Consider the following 16013-nt stretch of genomic DNA (forward strand, 5'->3'; position numbering starts at 1 on the left):
AGTGCGCGCTACCTACGGAAGTGTAGGTTTCCCGGCGTGGTCCGCCCGTCCTGGTTGCGCCTCCCCGCCCTGTCCGCCGTGGTCCTGCTGGCTCTGACCGGTTGCTCCTTCGGCCGGGCCGAGGGTGCCACGACACCCGGGGCGGCGGGCGCTGCCGCTCCGACCCCGGACGGCAGGCGCGTCTCCCTGGTGCAGCGGCTCGGCGACGGCCCGGTCCGCCACCTCGACGTGGACCCGTCCGGCCGCTGGCAGTGCCGCGACTGCGCCGGTGACGGCGTGGACGCCACCGGCACGCTGAACCCGGAGCAGACGAAGCGGCTCCAGCGGATGCTCGCGGACCCGGCGATCGCGAAGGAGACCGACCAGGCCCGCGGCTACAAGCAGGGCTGCATCGGTGTGCTGACGTCGACGCTGCTCGTGCCGCCGGACCTGACGGTCACCATCCAGGACTGCCCGGGCGAGCCCAAGCCGAAGGTCGCCTACGACGTGCTGCTGCTCGTCACCCAGGCCACGCCGGCCGAGGACAAGGGCTAGAAGACCTTCCCGGGGTTGAACAGCCCCGCCGGGTCCAGCGCCGCCTTGATCGCCTGGTGCACGCGTACGCCCACCGGGCCGATCTCGTGGGCCAGCCAGTCCCGCTTGAGCAGCCCGACGCCGTGTTCCCCGGTGCAGGTGCCGCCCAGTTCCAGCCCCAGCCGCATGATCTCGTCGAAGGCCCGCCGGCCCCGGGCCAGGCTCGCCGGATCCGCCCGGTCGACCACGATGTTCGGGTGCATGTTGCCGTCGCCGGCGTGCCCGACCACCCCGATCGGCACCTGGCACGCCTCGGCGATCCCGGCCACCCCGTCGAGCAGCTCCGCGAGCCGGCCGCGCGGCACCGCCACGTCGTCGATGACCAGGCCGCCGTTGCCGCCCGGGAACGTCTGCGCCGCGAACCGCTCCATCGCCGGGTGGGCCAGCCGACGCGCCTGGAGCAGGGCGGCGGCCTCGGTCGCGTCGGTGGCCGCGTAGACCTCGTCGGCACCCGCCGCGGTGCACACCTCGGCCAGCCGGGCCAGGTCGTCGGCGGCCCGGGAGCCGGTGTCCACCGCCGCGAGCAGCAGCGCCTCGGCGTCGGTGCGCAGACCCATCGGCCGGTACGCCTCGATAGCCAGCAGATGGGTGCGGTCCAGCAGTTCCAGCAGGCTCGGCGTGAGCCCGCGCTCGGCGATCCCGGCGACCGCGCCACCTGCCGCCGCCACCGTGGGGAAGACCGCGACCAGGGTCAGCGACTCCTCCGGGGCCGGACGCAACGCCACAGTCACCTCGGTGATCACGCCGAGCGTGCCCTCCGAGCCCACGAAGAGGCGGGTCAGGTCGTACCCGGCGACCCCCTTGGCGGTGCGCCGCCCGGTGCGCAGCACCTCGCCGGAGGCGAGCACCACCTCCAGGCCCAGCACGTACTCGCTGGTCACGCCGTACTTCACGCAGCACATGCCACCGGCGTTGGTGGCCACGTTGCCGCCGATCGTGGACGACTCCCACGAGCCGGGATCCGGCGGATACCAGAGGCCGTGCTCCCGTACCGCGCGGGCCAGCGCCGCGTTCACCACGCCCGGCTGCACCACGGCGATCCGGCCCACCGGGTCGATCTCCCGGACCTGGTCCATCGCCACGGTGCTCACCACCACCGCGCCGTCGACCGCGTTCGCCGCGCCGGCCAGCCCGGTCCGCGCGCCCTGCGGCACCACCGGTACGCCGTGCCGGCCGGCCGCACGGACCACCGCCACCACCTCATCGGTGCCGCGGGGACGCACCACCACCAGCGGGGTACCCGAGTCGCACAGGTCGGCCTCGTCGCGCTCGTGCCCGGCCAGCAGGTCCGGATCGGTCAGCACGGCGGCGTCGCCGAGCGCGGCCCGCAGGTCGTCGAGCAGGGGATGGGCGGCCATGCCGGGAAGGCTACCGGCGTACCGTCTGTTGCCGTGCTCTACCTGGACCCGCCCACCGTGCCCTGGCGTGGCCGGCTCTGGTCGCACCTGATCAGCGACGTGTCGTACGCCGAGCTGCACGCGTTCGCCGAGCTGCTCGGCGCGCCCCGGCGTGGCTTCGACCGCGATCACTACGACCTGCCCGCCGAGCGGTTCCGGGCGGCGGTCTGGCTGGGCGCCACTGTCGTGCCGTCGCGGGAGATCGTCCGGCTGCTGCGGGACGCCGGCCTGCGCCGGCCGAAGCACCGCGTCTCAGCTGAGCGTGGTCAGCTCCCGGGACAGGTTGGCCCGGGCCCGGGCCTCCCAGCGGGCGTGCGGCTCGGGTAGCCGGTAGAGCGCCGGCAGGGCGAGCAGGTGCCGCAGCACGGCGGCCCGGCCGGTGCGGAAGTCCGGCTCGGGCACGTGCGCGTACTCGGCGCGGATCGCGGCGGCGTACCTGTCGTAGCGCTCCGCCGGGGCCGCGAGCACCGCCAGGTCCGCGTCGCACAGCAGTGCGCCGTCCGGGTCGTCCGGCCCGACCGCGTGACCGGCGGTGAGCAGCACCAGGCGGCGTACCCCGGTCACCGTCGCGGCCGGGAGCCCGGCGGCGGCCAGCAGTTCGCCGGCCAGGTCGGCGCTGGCCCGCTCGTTGGCGTCGCCCGCCGCGCGCGGGTCGTAGACCGCGTCGTGGCACCACGCCGCCAGCCGGACCAGGTCCGCGTCGCGGGCCAGACCGGCGTACGCGTCGACCACGTCGAGCACCGCGCGCAGGTGCGCCTCGTCGTGGTAGCGCCGGTGCGGCTCCCGCCAGGCCGCCAGCAGCCGGACGCCGGCCCGGTCGGCCGCCGCCGGATCCGTCGCGCCCGCCGCCCGTGCCGTGTCCCGCCACCGCGCCCTCAGGTCGTCCACCGGGTGCAGTCTGCCCCACCGGGCAGTGGACCGGGGATTCAGCGGGTTCGTCGCGGGTAGTACCCGCCATGGCCCGGGACCGACGTCTGCCGTTCCTTCGTCGCGGCAACCCGCGTGACGGGTCGGCCGACCGCGACGGGCAGCGGATCGCCTCCGCGATGGAGGGGCTGCGGCACCGGGGCAAGGCCACCCTGCACGACCGGCTGCACCGGGTCCGTACCGCGTTCGGCCTGGCGGTGCAGGCCGGGCTCGCCGCCGGCCTGGCGTACCTGGTCTCCCACCGGCTGCTGAAGAACCCCCAGCCGGTCTTCGCCCCGATCTCCGCGGTGGGCACGCTCGCCGCCTCGGTGGGGCAGCGGTTCCGGCGCACGGTCGAGCTGATCGCCGGGGTGGCGGTGGGCGTGCTCGTCGGCGACGTGCTGATCTACTTCGTCGGCACCGGCGCGTGGCAGCTCGCGCTCGTGGTGACCTCGGCGATCCTGCTGAGCATCTTCGCCGGGGCGAGCGTGGCCGTCGTCATCCAGGCGGCGGCCACGGCGGTGCTGATCGTGACGCTCAGCCCGTCCACGGAGAACCTGGAGTTCCCCCGCTTCGTCGACGCGCTCCTCGGCGGCGGCATCGCGCTGCTGGTCACCGCCGTCCTGCTGCCGCTCAACCCGCTACGGGTGATCAACCGGGCCGCCCGGCCCGCCCTCGACCTGCTCGCCGACCAGCTCGACGCGGGCGCCGAGGCGCTGCGCAACCGGGACCGGGGCGCGGCCCAGCGGGCCCTGTTCCGGCTGCGCGAGAACAAGGAGGAACTGGCCGCGCTCTCCGAGGCGATCGAAGGTGCCAAGGAGACGAGCACGCTCTCCCCGGCCCGCTGGCACCGGCGTGGCGAGCTGACCCACTACGCCGAGGCCGCCGAACCGATCGACCGGGCCATGCGCAACAGCGGCACGCTGATTCGCCGCGCCGTCACCATGATCGAGGACGACGAGCCGGTCCCCGAGCCGATGCCGGACGCGGTCGGTCACCTGGCCGAGTCGGTACGCCTGCTCCGGCAGGAGTTCGCCGCCGGGCAGGAGCCGGAACAGGCCCGGGAACGGTCGCTGCGCGCGGTGAGCGAGGCCGGCCGGGCGTACGCCGACGGGGTGGGCTTCTCCGGCAGCGTGGTGATCGCCCAGGTGCGCACCACGGCGAGCGACCTGCTGGTGGCGTCCGGGATCGAGCAGGAGGAGGCGAACCGGCTGGTCCGGCAGGCGTTCGGCGAGAAGGAACACCGGACCGGCGGCCCCACCGACCGCAACCCGGCCGCCCATCCCCCCACAGCCCCACCCGTCGGCTGACCCCCGCCTCCTCGCCCCCGCCCCCGCCCTCCCGCACCCAATCGCGTTGATCAAGGAGTTAACGGCCCCTCCAGAGATCGACTGGTACGCAAACTCCTTGATCACCGCCGCGATTCCGGGGAGGGGAGGGGGAGGGCCGGGGGCGCGGGCGTCGTGATGCGACCGGAACGGTGGGGCGCGGGTGACTACGCTGACCGCATGGCCGACACCCCGTCCGGCGGAGCCCTGCCGCCACCGTACGCGCCCGCCGCACCGCCGCCGGGGGCGCCGACGCCCGGGATGCCGCCGCGCCGGATCGGCTGGCGGCGGGTGTTCGTGCTGGCCGGGGTGGTGCTGCTGATCGCGGCAGGCGCGCTCTACATGGTCTACGAGCTGAGTGAGAGTCTGGGCGCGGAGGCGCTGCTGGTGGGCGCGGCCGCGTCGGTCCTGCCGGTGCCGGTGCTGGTCGCCTGCCTCCTGTGGCTCGACCGATACGAACCCGAGCCGCTGCCCTACCTGGTCTTCTGCTTCGCCTGGGGCGCCTTCGTCTCCACCGCCCTCTCGCTCATCGTCAACCGGACCGGCGCGCGGCTCTTCGAGGACTGGGGGCTGCCCGCCGCGCTCACCGCGGTGCTTGTCGCCCCGTTCATCGAGGAGCTGACCAAGGCGGCCGGTCCGCTCCTGCTGCTGATCTTCCGGCGCCGGGAGTTCTCCGGGATCACCGACGGCCTGGTCTACTGCGGGCTGTCCGCGGTCGGCTTCGCAATGGTGGAGAACATCCTCTACCTGGGCGGGTACGGCTACCGCACCGGCGTGGAGCAGTACGGCCCGGCCACCGGCACGCAGCTGGTGATCGCGCTGTTCATCGGCCGGATCCTGCTGTTCGGCTTCGCCCACCCGCTGTTCACCTCGATGACCGGTGTCGGGCTCGGTATCGCCGCGCGTACCGCCGACCGGCGGGTACGGGTGCTCGCGCCGCTCGCCGGGCTGCTCCTGGCGATGATCCTGCACGGCACCTGGAACCTGCTGCCGACGCTGGCCCAGGCCATCGGGCAGCCGGTGATCGCGCTCTACGGCTTCATCGGCCTGATGATGCCGATCTTCTTCGCGATGGTCGGGCTGGCGGTCTGGCTGCGCGCCTGGGAGGGCCGGCTCACCGAGCGCACACTGCCCGACTACGTACGCGCGGGCTGGCTCACACCGCCCGAGGTGGCGGCGCTGGGCAGCCTGGGCCGGCGGCACGCGGCGCGTACCTGGGCGCGGCGGGTGGCCGGTGACGGCGGGCTACGCGCGATGCGCGGCTACCAGTTCGCCGCGACCCGGCTGGCGCTGCTGCGCGACGGGATGCGCCGGGGACTCGATCACAAGCCCGCCGAGCGGGAGCGGACGGCACGGGAGGAACGGGAGCTGCTGGACGCGATCGCCGCGTACCGGGAGTTCTTCGTCGGTCGTGACCCGCAGGCGCCGGTCGGGGTGTGGGACGGTCAGCGCTATCACCTGCGGTTCCCGGACGGTTCGCAGCGCCCGGTCGAGGCGCCGGACGACCCGGTGGTGCCGATCCCGGTGGTGCTGGCCCCGCCGCCCGCCTTCCCGCCGGGCGGCTACGGCCCGAGCGGTCCCGGCCCGGCCGGCTGGCACGGACCGGGCGCCGGGCACGGTCCGGGCGGCTGGCACGACCCGGGCGCGCCCTGGCACCCCGGCCGCTGAACGTCAGCTCATCAGGCCGGTCAGGAAGTCACCGAGCCCCTGGGCGATGGCCATCAGCGCGGCCCCGATGCCCTTGAACACCTGCGCCGCCCCGTCCGGCCGGAACGCCATGAAGTAGATCAGGAACGCGAGGAATCCCCAGGCGAGGATCTTTTTGATCACTACCGGCATGGTGTCCCTCCCCAGGGGCGCGCTGAGGTGCCTGGGCTTCCCGCCGGGCAGCGCCGCAAACGGCGCCGCCGCGCAGCTACCGCCGCCAGAGGGGTGGGGCTACAGGTAGAGGCCGGTGGACCCGGCCGCGGTGCTCTCCACCCGCTCGGCCGCCACGGCGTGCACGTCCCGCTCACGCAGCAGCACGTACGCCCGCCCGTGCAGCTCGACCTCGGAGCGGTCGTCCGGGTCGAACAGCACCCGGTCGCCGGCCACTATCGCGCGGACGTTCGGCCCGACGCCGACCGCTGTGGCCCAGGCCAGCCGCTTGCCCACGGCGGCCGTCGCGGGGATCACGATGCCGGCGGTGGAACGGCGTTCGCCCTCACCACCCTCGGTACGCACCAGCACGCGGTCGTGCAGCAGGCGGATCGGCAGCCCGGCGTCGAGACTCTGGTCGGCGGTCACGCGAAGACGCTACCGCGTGGCCGTCAGCCGATTCCGGCGTGGTTGGTGAGAGTGCCGGGCGGGCAATGTGTGGCCGAGTCGCCCTAGGGTGGGGCGTACGGACGTATCCTGTGCCCCCTGCGACCCGGTGGGGCTGATTTTGCCGGAGGTGCGCTTGAGCCGCATGGAGCGGATGCGCGGACGGCTCCGCCGTGCGTACGAGTCGGGCCGCGAAGCCGCCCGGACCCGGCGAGCAGCCGCCGCGGAGGCGGCGGACGGGGGCGTGGCCTCGCCCGCCTCACCGGGCCCGGCCGCCTCGCCGGAGGCGGCCGTGGTGGGCGTCGAGCCGCCGGCGGCGTTGCACTCGTCGACTGTGAGCCGGGACGACACCGAGGTGCCGCACGCGCTGCGCATCGCCGCCGCGTGGTGCTGGCGGCTGATCGTGATCGGCATCGTCACCTGGGCCCTGCTCAAGATCGTCGGCACGATCAGCATCGTGATCATCCCGTTGGCCGTCGCGCTGCTCCTCTCCGCGCTGCTCGCCCCGGCGGTCGGCTGGCTGCTCCGGGCCCGGCTGCCCCGCTCGCTGGCGACCGCCGTGGTGCTGGTCACCGGCCTGGCCGCTGTCGTCGGCACGCTCACGTTCGTGGTCAACGAGTTCATCAAGGGCGTACCGGAGCTGAGCCAGAAGTCCTCCGAGGGCGTACGGCAGATCCAGGACTGGTTCAAGACCGGGCCGCTGCACCTGTCCGACAGCCAGCTCAACCGCTACATCGACGAGGCGCAGAACTGGATCAACGGCAACACCGAGCGGTTCACCAGCGGTGCGCTCAGCACCGCCGCCACGCTCGCCGAGGTGCTCACCGGCACCGTCCTGGTCCTGTTCGCCACGTTCTTCTTCCTGCGCGACGGCAACAACATCTGGCGGTTCCTGGTCCGGCTGCTGCCGGTGGCCGCCCGCTGGAAGGTCGACGACGCCGGCCGCGCGTCCTGGGCGACGCTCGGTGCCTACGTGCGGGCCACGGTGCTCGTGGCCTTCATCGACGCGGTCGGCATCGGCATCTTCCTGGTGCTGTTCGACATCCCGTTCGCGTTCCCGCTGGCCGCGCTGGTCTTCCTGGGCGCGTTCATCCCGATCGTCGGCGCGTTCCTGTCCGGCGTGGTGGCGGTGCTGGTGGCGCTGGTCGACAGCGGCCCGGGCATCGCGCTGGTCATCCTCGCCGCGGTGGTCGGGGTGCAGCAGATCGAGGGCCACGTGCTCCAGCCGCTGATCATGGGCCGCGCGGTGGCCATCCACCCGCTCGCCGTGATCATCGGCATCGCCGCCGGAGTGGTGCTCGCCGGGATCGCCGGCGCGCTGGTCGCGGTGCCGCTGATCGCCGTACTCAACACGGCGGTGCGCCGGCTCTCCGCGCGTACCGTGCCGGACACCCCACCGGACGCGGTGGTGGTCGCCTCCCAGGCGCCCTGATCAGGCAAGACCCGCCGACGCCCGCGTCACCCCCGCCCGGGGAGGCGCGGGCGTCAGCTCTTGGCGAGCCGTTCCAGCGCGCCCCGGGCCACCTCCGGCCGGGTGGTGTACCAGAACGGCGGCAGCGAGCGGCGCAGGAACGGGCCGTACCCGCGGGCCGTCTCCAGCCGTGAGTCGAGCACCGCCACCACGCCCCGGTCGCCGGTGGCCCGGATCAGCCGGCCGACGCCCTGGGCCAGCCGGACCGCCGCGATCGGCACGCTCACCGCCGCGAACCCGGACCCGCCGCCGGCGTCCACCGCCGCCGCCCGTGCCGCCGCGAGCGGTTCGTCCGGGCGGGGGAACGGCAGCCTGTCGATCACCACGAGCTGGCAGGCGTCGCCCGGCACGTCCACCCCCTGCCAGAGCGACATCACCCCGAACAGGCAGCTCTCCCGCACCTCGCGGAACCGGCGCACCAGCAGCGGCAGCGCCTCCTCGCCCTGGAGCAGCACGGGCAGGTCGGTCCGCGCGCGGACCAGCTCCGCCGCCTGCTGCGCGGCCCGTCGCGACGAGAAGAGCCCGAGGGTACGACCACCGAGCGCCTCGACCAGCGCCAGCAGCTCCTCACCCGCCGGTCCGGGCAGCCCGGAGACGCTGGGGCGGGGCAGGTGCGCTGCCACGTACAGGATGCCCTGCCGGGCGTAGTCGAACGGCGAGCCGACGTCGAGCGAGCTCCAGCCCGGCCCCTCGGTGGCCGGTACGGTGCCGATCGACGCCCGGCTGCCCTCGGTGGCTGCCACCGGCGGCGTGGCCGAGGGCCGGCCGGCGGCGGCAGCGGTGGCGAGCGCGGCGGCGGCCGGTGAGGGTGGTGCGGGCGGCGGCGCGTCCAGCCCCAGTGCCCGGGCCACCGTGTCGAAGCGCCCGCCCAGCGCCAGCGTCGCCGAGGTGGCGACCACCGTGCGCTCGTCGTACAGGTGGGTGGCGAGCGTGCCCGCTACCGACAGCGGAGCCACGACGAGCGCCCGGCGGCTGCCGTTGTCCGGCTTCTCGACCCAGGCGACGTCGTGGTCGGCCTCCTCCAGCAGCCGCTGGGCGGTGGTGGACAGCTCGTCCAGCACCGCCTTGGCCTGCTGCTTGCGTACCGGATCGGGGTCGTCGGCCTTCACGTCGCCGATCGCCTCCAGCGCGGCCCGGGTCGCCGAGTCCAGCAGCGTGCACGCCTCGCGCAGCGCGGGCGGCAGACCGGCGGTGAGCCGCCCGGCCGGCGCCTCGGCCAGCCCCACGGCGAGCGCGTCACCGGCCTCGGTGAGCCGCTCGGCCACGTCGGGGCGCAGCAGCGGCCGGGCCCGCCGGGTGGACCTGTCGATCAGCTCCGGCACCAGCTCGGCCTGGGCGGCCGACGACACCCGGTCGGCCAGCTCGTGCGCCTCGTCCACCACGAGCAGCCGGTGCGGCGGCACGATGTGCCGCCCGGCGAGCATGTCGACCGCGAGCAGGCTGTGGTTGGTGACCACGATGTCGGCCTCACGGGCCCGGGCGCGGGACGCCTCGGCGAAGCACTCCTGCCCGAACGGGCAGCGGCTCGCGCCGACGCACTCCCGGGCCGGCATGGACACGCTGCGCCACACCTGCTCGTCCACGCCCGGGTCCAGCTCGTCCCGGTCGCCGGTGGCGGTCTCCTCGGCCCAGTCGCGCAGCCGCTGCACCTGCTTGCCCAGCCGGCCCGCCTCGCCGAGCCACTTGGTGCCGCCGTTGCCGGGGCGCGGCGCGTCGAACAGCGCGTCGTCCGGCTCGTCCTCGACCGAGCTGTCCAGCCGGGCCAGGCAGAGATAGTGGTGGCGGCCCTTCAGCACGGCGAAGGTGGGGCGGCGGCCCAGCACCGGCTCGACCGCGTCGGCCAGCCGGGGCAGGTCGTGCTCGACGAGCTGGGACTGCAACGCCAGCGTGGCGGTGGAGACCACCACCGGCCCGTCCACGGTCAGCGCCGGAGCGAGGTAGGCCAGGGACTTGCCGGTGCCGGTGCCGGCCTGCACCAGCAGGTGCTCACCGGAGGTGATGCTGCGCTCGATCGCCTCGGCCATCTGCTGCTGACCCGGCCGGGCCGCGCCGCCCGGAACCGCGCCCACCGCGGCGGTCAGCAGCTCCCCGGCACCGGGTCGGTTGCTCCGGCGCTTCCTGGGGACGGCCGGGCCGGTGGCGGTGCGGGACGGGGTCACCGTGCGACCGTACCCGCCGGCACCGACGGCGGTCCGGCCCCTCCGGCGGTGTGGCGGACGGCGGGTCGCGTCCGGTTACTTCCCGATCGCGTGGCGTGGCCGGAATCGGTTAGGGTGCCAGGCATGCCGAGCGACGTGGTCCGCGTGATCTACCGCAAGTACGACGGCAGCGCCCACCGCGACTACCCCGCCCGCCGGCTGGCCGAGGACGACCTCGGCGTCTGGCTCGGCGTGCCCGCCGGCACCGAGTCCGTCTACCACGGCCGCCCCTCGGTCGAGCAGATCCCGTTCGTCCTGCTGGTGCCGCACCACGGCTGGTGGACCGGCATGTTCAACCCGCCGCCGCGCACCAGCGAGGTCTACTGCGACATCGCCACCCCGGCCCGCTGGGAGGGCGAGGACACGGTCCACCTGATCGACCTCGACCTGGACGTGGTGCGCCGCCGCGAGACCGGCCTGGTCGAGCTGCGCGACGAGGACGAGTTCGCCGAGCACCGGGCCCGCTGGGGCTACCCGGACGACGTGGTCACCGAGGCCGAGGCGGCGTCCCGCTGGCTGCTCGGCGCGCTCGGCGACGGCACCGAGCCGTTCGCCACGTCGTACCGGAAGTGGCTTGCCGTGGTGGTCTGAGCCGGGTCACCAGCGCGGCGGCCAGACGGCGTCCGTCCCCAGCGGTGTCAGCTCACCGACCTTGTCCGGGTTGAGCTGGTTGAACACGCCGGTGATCCGCCCCTCGTGGACGGCGAACGAGGTGACCAGCCGCATGATCCGCCCGTCCCGGTAGGGGACCTCCCCCTGCCAGCCCAGCGTGCCGTCGACGAGCACCGGCCGTACCCGCATCGCGCCCCACTTGCGGGCCTGGCCGAACAGGCCGAGGAGCAGGCGTCCGGCCGCCTCCGCGCCGACCACCGGGCGGCGGGCCGCCGGGAAGTGGCCGCCGGAGTCGCCGATCGCCACCACGTCCGGGGCGAGCACCCGCACCAGCTGCTCCAGCTCACCCGACTCCACCGCCGCGACGAACGCGTTGAGCACCCGCCGCTGCTCGGCCAGGTCGGCGCTGTGCCGGGGCGCGTCCGGCCCCTGCACCGCCCGGCGGGCCCGGGAGGCGAGCTGACGCGCCGCCTCCGGGGTCACCGCGAGCACGTCCGCCACGTCGCCGAACGGCACCGTGAACACGTCGTGCAGCACGAACGCCACCCGCTGCTCCGGCGTCAGCCGTTCCAGCACCACCAGCAGGGCGGTGCCGAGCTGGTCGGCCCGCACCGCCCGCTCGGCGGGGTCGGGCGCGAACCCGTCCGGCGTGGGCGCCGCGGTCACCACCGGCTCGGGAAGCCACTGACCGGGGTACGCCTCCCGGCGTACCCGGGCGGAGCGCAGCACGTCCAGGCAGATCCGGGAGCAGGTGGTGACGAGCCAGGCCCGCAGATCGCGTACGCGGGCGCGTTGCTCCGGATCGCTCAGCGCCCCGGAGAAGCGCAGCCAGGTCTCCTGCACGGCGTCTTCGGCCTCGCCGCGGCTGCCGAGCATCCGTCGCGCGATTGCCAGGAGACGCCCCCGTTCCGCCTCGAACTCCCCCGCAAGCTCGTCCACCCGCCCATTCTCCCGCCCACCGCCCGCGCCGGCTGCCCCGCCGCCCGCCGCCCCGCCCCCGCCCCGGCCCCGCCCCCGCCCCGTCCCCACCCCGTCGATCTTGTACTTTCTGCCCCGACAAACGGCGCTTTCCGGGCGTGTCGGGGGCCGCAACCGCAAGATCGACGGGGTGGGCGGGCGGGAATGGTCCGAGGGGGTGAGGATCGGGGGATGAGTGAGGTGGTGGGGCCCGAGGGCGGGCGGATGCGGGAGTTGCTGCGGGTGGGGTCCGGGGCGGTGGATCTGGCGGCGATCGATCCCCGGTCCACGCCGGGTCTGCCGGCGGCGGCCGGGCGCGGGCCCGGGCGCAAGGAGTGGGCGCGGGCCCAGGTCGAACTGGTCGGCGGGGAACTGGGGCGGCAGCAGGAGATGTTGTACGCCTCGGCGCAGGGCGCCGCCGGTCCGGGCAGCGCCACCAGCGCGCCGGCTCAGGCGGACGCCGGACTGGACGGGAACCGGCCGCGCCGGGTGCTGCTGGTGCTCCAGGCGATGGACTGCGGCGGCAAGGACGGCACCGTCAAGCGGGTGGCGGGCGCGATGAACCCGCTCGGGCTGCACATCCGCTCGTTCGGGCCGCCGACCGAGGAGGAGTTGCGGCACGACTTCCTGTGGCGGGTACGCCGGGCACTGCCGCCACCCGGATATGTGGGCGTGTTCAACCGCTCGCACTACGAGGACGTGCTCATCGCCCGGGTCGAAGGGCTGGTCGACGAGGCGACCTGGCGGTCCCGGTACGAGGTCATCAACGACTTCGAGCGGGAGCTGACCGAGCAGGCGGTCACAGTGGTGAAGGTCATGCTGCACATCTCGTACGCCGAGCAGGGCGAGCGGCTGATGGAGCGGCTGACCGACCCGACGAAGTTCTGGAAGTTCAACCCGAGTGACCTGGACACCCGGGCCCGCTGGGACGACTACCAGGCGGCGTACGCCGAGGCCATGGAGCGGTGCGGCACGGACGCCGCGCCCTGGTTCGTGGTGCCGGCGGACCGCAAGTGGTATCGCGACTGGGCGGTCGCCCACCTGCTGCGTGAGACGTTCGACGGGTTGGATCTGGGGTATCCGCCTGCCGATTTCGACGTTGAACGGGAGCGTGACCGGTTACGGAACCAACTCGGCGGGTGATCAGGTGAACGGAAGATGAACGAGCGGTGAATCGGGCTTGACCACGGGTGGGCCGATCGAAAGCCGCCTGGACGCGGTCCCTAGCATGCGCAATGCAGACGCCCCGGAGGGCGACGGCCACCCTTCCACCGACACGACGAGGTCCGTGCTGTGAAGTTTTCCTTCCGTCCCACCGAGGGCGCTTTCTACGAGCTCTTCACCAGGGCCGCGCAGAACCTGGTGAAGGGGACCGACCTGCTCAACGAGCTGGGCCTGCCCGGCGCCGACGTGCAGTCGATCAGCGAGCGGCTGACCGACATCGAGCACGACAGCGACCAGATCACGCACGAGCTGTACAAGAAGATCAACTCCACGTTCATCACGCCGTTCGACCGCGAGGACATCTACCGGCTGGGCTCGCTGCTCGACGACGTGATGGACCACCTGGAGGCGGTCGGCAACCTGCTCTACCTGTACGGCCTGACCAAGCTCCCGTCGCTCCCACGCGAGCTGCACGAGCTGGTCAACGTGCTCGACCTGCAGGCCAAGCTCACCGCCGAGGCGATGCCCCGGCTGAAGTCGATGAAGGATCTCGAGGACTACTGGATCGAGTGCAACCGGCTCGAGAACGACGGCGACCAGGCGTACCGGATGCTGCTCGTACGTCTCTTCTCCGGCGAGTACGACGCGCTCACGGTGCTGAAGATGAAGGAGGTGGCCGACGAGCTGGAGGCCGCCTGCGACGCCTTCGAGCACGTGGCCAACACGGTCGAGACCATCGCGGTCAAGGAGTCCTGAGCCAGTGAGTCCCGAACTCATCGCCGTGCTGGCGGTGATCGCGGTCGCCATGGCGTTCGACTACACGAACGGCTTCCATGACGCGGCGAACGCGATCGCCACCAGCATCTCGACCCGGGCGCTGACCCCCCGGATCGCGCTCGCGCTGGCCGCCGTCGGCAACTTCGTCGGCGCGCACTTCGGCGCCGGGGTGGCAAAGACCGTCGGCGACGGGCTGGTGACGTTGCCGACCGGGGTGGAGAGCCTCGGCGTGGTCTTCGCCGGTGTGCTCGGTGCGATCATCTGGAACCTGATCACCTGGTACTTCGGCCTGCCGTCCTCGTCGTCGCACGCGCTCTTCGGCGGCCTGGTCGGCGCGACCCTGTTCGCCGCCGACGGCATCGTGCAGTGGGCCACCATCATCGAGAAGGTCCTCATCCCGATGGTGCTCTCGCCGGTGGTCGGCCTGGTGCTGGGCTTCCTGATGATGCTGGCGATCATGTGGCTGTTCCGGAAGGGGCAGCCGGGCAAGCTCAGCCGTGGCTTCCGGTGGGCGCAGACCGCCTCCGCCGCCGCCATGTCGGTCGGCCACGGCATGCAGGACGCCGCCAAGACCATGGGCATCATCGTGCTGGCGCTCTACACCGGTGGTTTCCAGGAGAGCAAGACCCACATCCCGGGCTGGGTCTTCTGGACCTCCGCCGCGATGCTGGCCGCCGGCACGTACGCGGGTGGCTGGCGGATCATCCGGACGCTCGGCCGGAAGATCATCGACCTCGGCCCGGCGGAGGGCTTCGCCGCCGAGACCGTGGCCAGCGCGGTGCTCTACTTCAACGCGCTGGTGCTCAAGGCGCCGATCTCCACCACCCACACGATCACCTCGGCGATCATGGGTGTGGGCGCGACGAAACGGCTATCCGCGGTGCGCTGGAACGTGGCCGGCAACATCGTCATCGCCTGGATCATCACGTTCCCGGCCGCCGCGGCGATCGCCTGCCTGGCGTACCTGCTGGTCCGGCCCTTGTTCTGAGTGACCTGACGCCGAGGGGTTCCCCGCCGTGGCGGGGGACCCCTCACGCGTAGGAGACGCCGATCCGGGCCTTGACGTCGTCGATCAGGCCCATCACCTCAAGCGTGGCGGAGTGGGGCACCAGCGGGCTCTCGGTCAGCCCGGCCGCCAGGCAGCGCTGCACCTCGATCGCCTCGTACTGGTAGCCGCCGCCGGTCAGGTCCGCCGGAACGGTCTCCGGTTCGGCGCCGGCCCGGTGCAGCACCGCGTGCGCGGGCCGGAAGAACAGCTCGGGCAGGTCGATCCGGCCGGTCGTACCGGTGATCGACGCGGTGATCGCTGTCGCGCCGACCATGCCGCAGCTGAGCGTCGCCACCGCGCCGGAGTCCCAGCCGAGGACCATTCCGGTGTTCTCGTCCACCGCCTCCGGGGTCAGCTTCGCCCAGGCCTGCACGTGCTGTGGCACGCCGAGCACCAGGTGGGCCAGGCTCAGCGGGTAGACGCCGAGGTCGAGCAGCGCGCCGCCGCCGAGCGTACGGGCCCGCATCCGGTGCTCCGGCGGGAACGGCCCGGCCACGCCGAAGTCCGCCCGTACGTGCGTGACCTCACCGATCGCGCCGTCCCGGATCAGCTCCAGCACGCGCAGGATCAGCGGGTTGGTCCGCATCCACATGGCCTCCATGAGGAACAGACCTCGGGCTCGGGCCGTCTCCACCAGCTCGACGGTGGTCGGCAGGTCCAGCGTGCACGGCTTCTCCACCAACACGGCCTTGCCGCCGGTCAGGCAGGCGAGCGCCGCCTCGTGGTGGGCGGCGTGGGGGGTGGCCACGTAGATCGCGTCCAGGTCCGGGTCCGCGGCCAGTTCCGCCCACGAGGCGTACGCCCGCGGCACGTCGTGCCGCTGCGCGAACAGCTCGGCGCTCTCCCGGGTACGCGAGCCGACCGCCAGCAGTTCGGCGTCCGGCACCAGCCGCAGATCCTCGGCGAAGCGGGCGGCGATGTTTCCGGTGGCCAGGATTCCCCAACGCGTCATGCCCGGCACGCTATCCCCTACGGCTCGGCGGCCGGCAGGGTGATCCACCCGTCGGGACGCTCAGCCGCGGGCGTCGGCGGCGGCCAGAGCGGCCCGTTCGATCATCGCCCGCCGCGTGGCCAGCGTGGGCTGTCGGTTCCACCCTGCCGATCACGACGGGCGTGGCGAGCTGATGCCGCTTCCCGGCGAACACATAGCGTGAAGACTGCCCGAAGTGACGGGTGCTGCCCAGTTCCTCGCCGAAGTCGGGCGCCTAAAGGCGGCTAACCGGACATAGGGCAGCGCTTTCGCGAGCCGGACTGAATACCTCCCGCCCCCTTTGCTTT

The 16013-nt window shown here is 73.5% G+C and carries 16 protein-coding genes; 9 read left to right on the top strand and 7 right to left on the bottom strand.

The genetic code is table 11. From position 1 onward, the window contains the following. Positions 1 to 36: 36 nt before the first annotated feature. On the top strand, positions 37 to 534 hold the full coding sequence (locus tag AB0B20_RS07470; protein WP_357390139.1) for a hypothetical protein: 498 nt from the start codon (positions 37 to 39) through the stop codon (positions 532 to 534). On the opposite strand, the gene AB0B20_RS07475 is transcribed toward AB0B20_RS07470, so the two are convergent. Continuing rightward, complete coding sequence (locus tag AB0B20_RS07475; RefSeq protein WP_357468992.1) at positions 531 to 1931, bottom strand: FAD-linked oxidase C-terminal domain-containing protein; 1401 nt, start codon at positions 1929 to 1931, stop codon at positions 531 to 533. The genes AB0B20_RS07470 and AB0B20_RS07475 overlap by 4 nt on opposite strands. A 33-nt stretch (positions 1932 to 1964) precedes the next feature. On the opposite strand from AB0B20_RS07475, the gene AB0B20_RS07480 reads away from it, so the two are divergent. Further along, complete coding sequence (locus AB0B20_RS07480; protein WP_357468995.1) at positions 1965 to 2297, top strand: DUF4031 domain-containing protein; 333 nt, start codon at positions 1965 to 1967, stop codon at positions 2295 to 2297. Here the strand turns inward: AB0B20_RS07480 and AB0B20_RS07485 are convergent. After that, a complete protein-coding gene (locus AB0B20_RS07485) occupies positions 2223 to 2858 on the bottom strand; it encodes a metal-dependent phosphohydrolase (protein WP_357468998.1) in 636 nt (211 codons plus the stop codon). The genes AB0B20_RS07480 and AB0B20_RS07485 overlap by 75 nt on opposite strands. A gap of 68 nt (positions 2859 to 2926) precedes the next feature. On the opposite strand from AB0B20_RS07485, the gene AB0B20_RS07490 reads away from it, so the two are divergent. Both AB0B20_RS07490 and AB0B20_RS07495 read left to right on the top strand, forming a co-directional pair. Further along, complete coding sequence (locus AB0B20_RS07490) at positions 2927 to 4186, top strand: FUSC family protein (RefSeq protein ID WP_357390133.1); 1260 nt, start codon at positions 2927 to 2929, stop codon at positions 4184 to 4186. 156 nt (positions 4187 to 4342) lie between these two features. Further along, entirely contained in the window at positions 4343 to 5872 is a 1530-nt protein-coding gene (locus tag AB0B20_RS07495; protein ID WP_357390131.1) for a PrsW family intramembrane metalloprotease, read from the top strand. Between the two features lie 3 nt (positions 5873 to 5875). Here AB0B20_RS07495 and AB0B20_RS07500 read toward each other — a convergent pair whose 3' ends face one another. Together AB0B20_RS07500 and AB0B20_RS07505 are read right to left on the bottom strand one after the other, a co-directional pair. After that, positions 5876 to 6034 carry a hypothetical protein gene (locus AB0B20_RS07500; protein WP_357469085.1) on the bottom strand — a complete coding sequence of 53 codons (159 nt, stop codon included), beginning with the start codon at positions 6032 to 6034 and terminating at the stop codon, positions 5876 to 5878. Between the two features lie 108 nt (positions 6035 to 6142). After that, on the bottom strand, positions 6143 to 6490 hold the full coding sequence (locus AB0B20_RS07505; RefSeq protein WP_357390128.1) for a co-chaperone GroES: 348 nt from the start codon (positions 6488 to 6490) through the stop codon (positions 6143 to 6145). A 163-nt stretch (positions 6491 to 6653) separates the two neighbouring features. Here AB0B20_RS07505 and AB0B20_RS07510 point away from each other — a divergent pair, with 163 nt between their 5' ends. Then, positions 6654 to 7940, top strand: a complete 1287-nt coding sequence (locus AB0B20_RS07510) for an AI-2E family transporter (RefSeq protein WP_357469076.1) — start codon at positions 6654 to 6656, stop codon at positions 7938 to 7940. Between the two features lie 53 nt (positions 7941 to 7993). On the opposite strand, the gene AB0B20_RS07515 is transcribed toward AB0B20_RS07510, so the two are convergent. Then, a complete protein-coding gene (locus tag AB0B20_RS07515) occupies positions 7994 to 10138 on the bottom strand; it encodes an ATP-dependent DNA helicase (protein WP_357390126.1) in 2145 nt (714 codons plus the stop codon). 123 nt (positions 10139 to 10261) lie between these two features. On the opposite strand from AB0B20_RS07515, the gene AB0B20_RS07520 reads away from it, so the two are divergent. Next, positions 10262 to 10768 carry a DUF402 domain-containing protein gene (locus AB0B20_RS07520; RefSeq protein ID WP_357390124.1) on the top strand — a complete coding sequence of 169 codons (507 nt, stop codon included), beginning with the start codon at positions 10262 to 10264 and terminating at the stop codon, positions 10766 to 10768. Between the two features lie 6 nt (positions 10769 to 10774). On the opposite strand, the gene sigJ is transcribed toward AB0B20_RS07520, so the two are convergent. Next, positions 10775 to 11728 (bottom strand): RNA polymerase sigma factor SigJ, encoded by a 954-nt coding sequence (sigJ, locus tag AB0B20_RS07525; protein WP_357469002.1) that lies wholly within the window; start codon positions 11726 to 11728, stop codon positions 10775 to 10777. Between the two features lie 210 nt (positions 11729 to 11938). Here sigJ and AB0B20_RS07530 point away from each other — a divergent pair, with 210 nt between their 5' ends. The 3 genes from AB0B20_RS07530 (at position 11939) to AB0B20_RS07540 (ending at position 14675) form a co-directional block, all read left to right on the top strand. Beyond that, the gene (locus tag AB0B20_RS07530) at positions 11939 to 12889 is read left to right on the top strand and encodes a PPK2 family polyphosphate kinase (protein ID WP_357389276.1); all 951 of its coding nucleotides are present in this window, start codon (positions 11939 to 11941) and stop codon (positions 12887 to 12889) included. 150 nt (positions 12890 to 13039) lie between these two features. Continuing rightward, positions 13040 to 13666, top strand: a complete 627-nt coding sequence (locus tag AB0B20_RS07535) for a DUF47 family protein (protein WP_030504473.1) — start codon at positions 13040 to 13042, stop codon at positions 13664 to 13666. A 4-nt stretch (positions 13667 to 13670) separates the two neighbouring features. Continuing rightward, complete coding sequence (locus AB0B20_RS07540) at positions 13671 to 14675, top strand: inorganic phosphate transporter (RefSeq protein WP_357389274.1); 1005 nt, start codon at positions 13671 to 13673, stop codon at positions 14673 to 14675. A gap of 43 nt (positions 14676 to 14718) precedes the next feature. Here AB0B20_RS07540 and AB0B20_RS07545 read toward each other — a convergent pair whose 3' ends face one another. Next, on the bottom strand, positions 14719 to 15687 hold the full coding sequence (locus AB0B20_RS07545; protein ID WP_357389272.1) for a Gfo/Idh/MocA family oxidoreductase: 969 nt from the start codon (positions 15685 to 15687) through the stop codon (positions 14719 to 14721). Positions 15688 to 16013: the final 326 nt, after the last annotated feature.

The sequence above is a fragment of the Micromonospora sp. NPDC049151 genome (assembly GCF_040648395.1).
Classification (GTDB): Bacteria; Actinomycetota; Actinomycetes; order Mycobacteriales; family Micromonosporaceae; genus Micromonospora.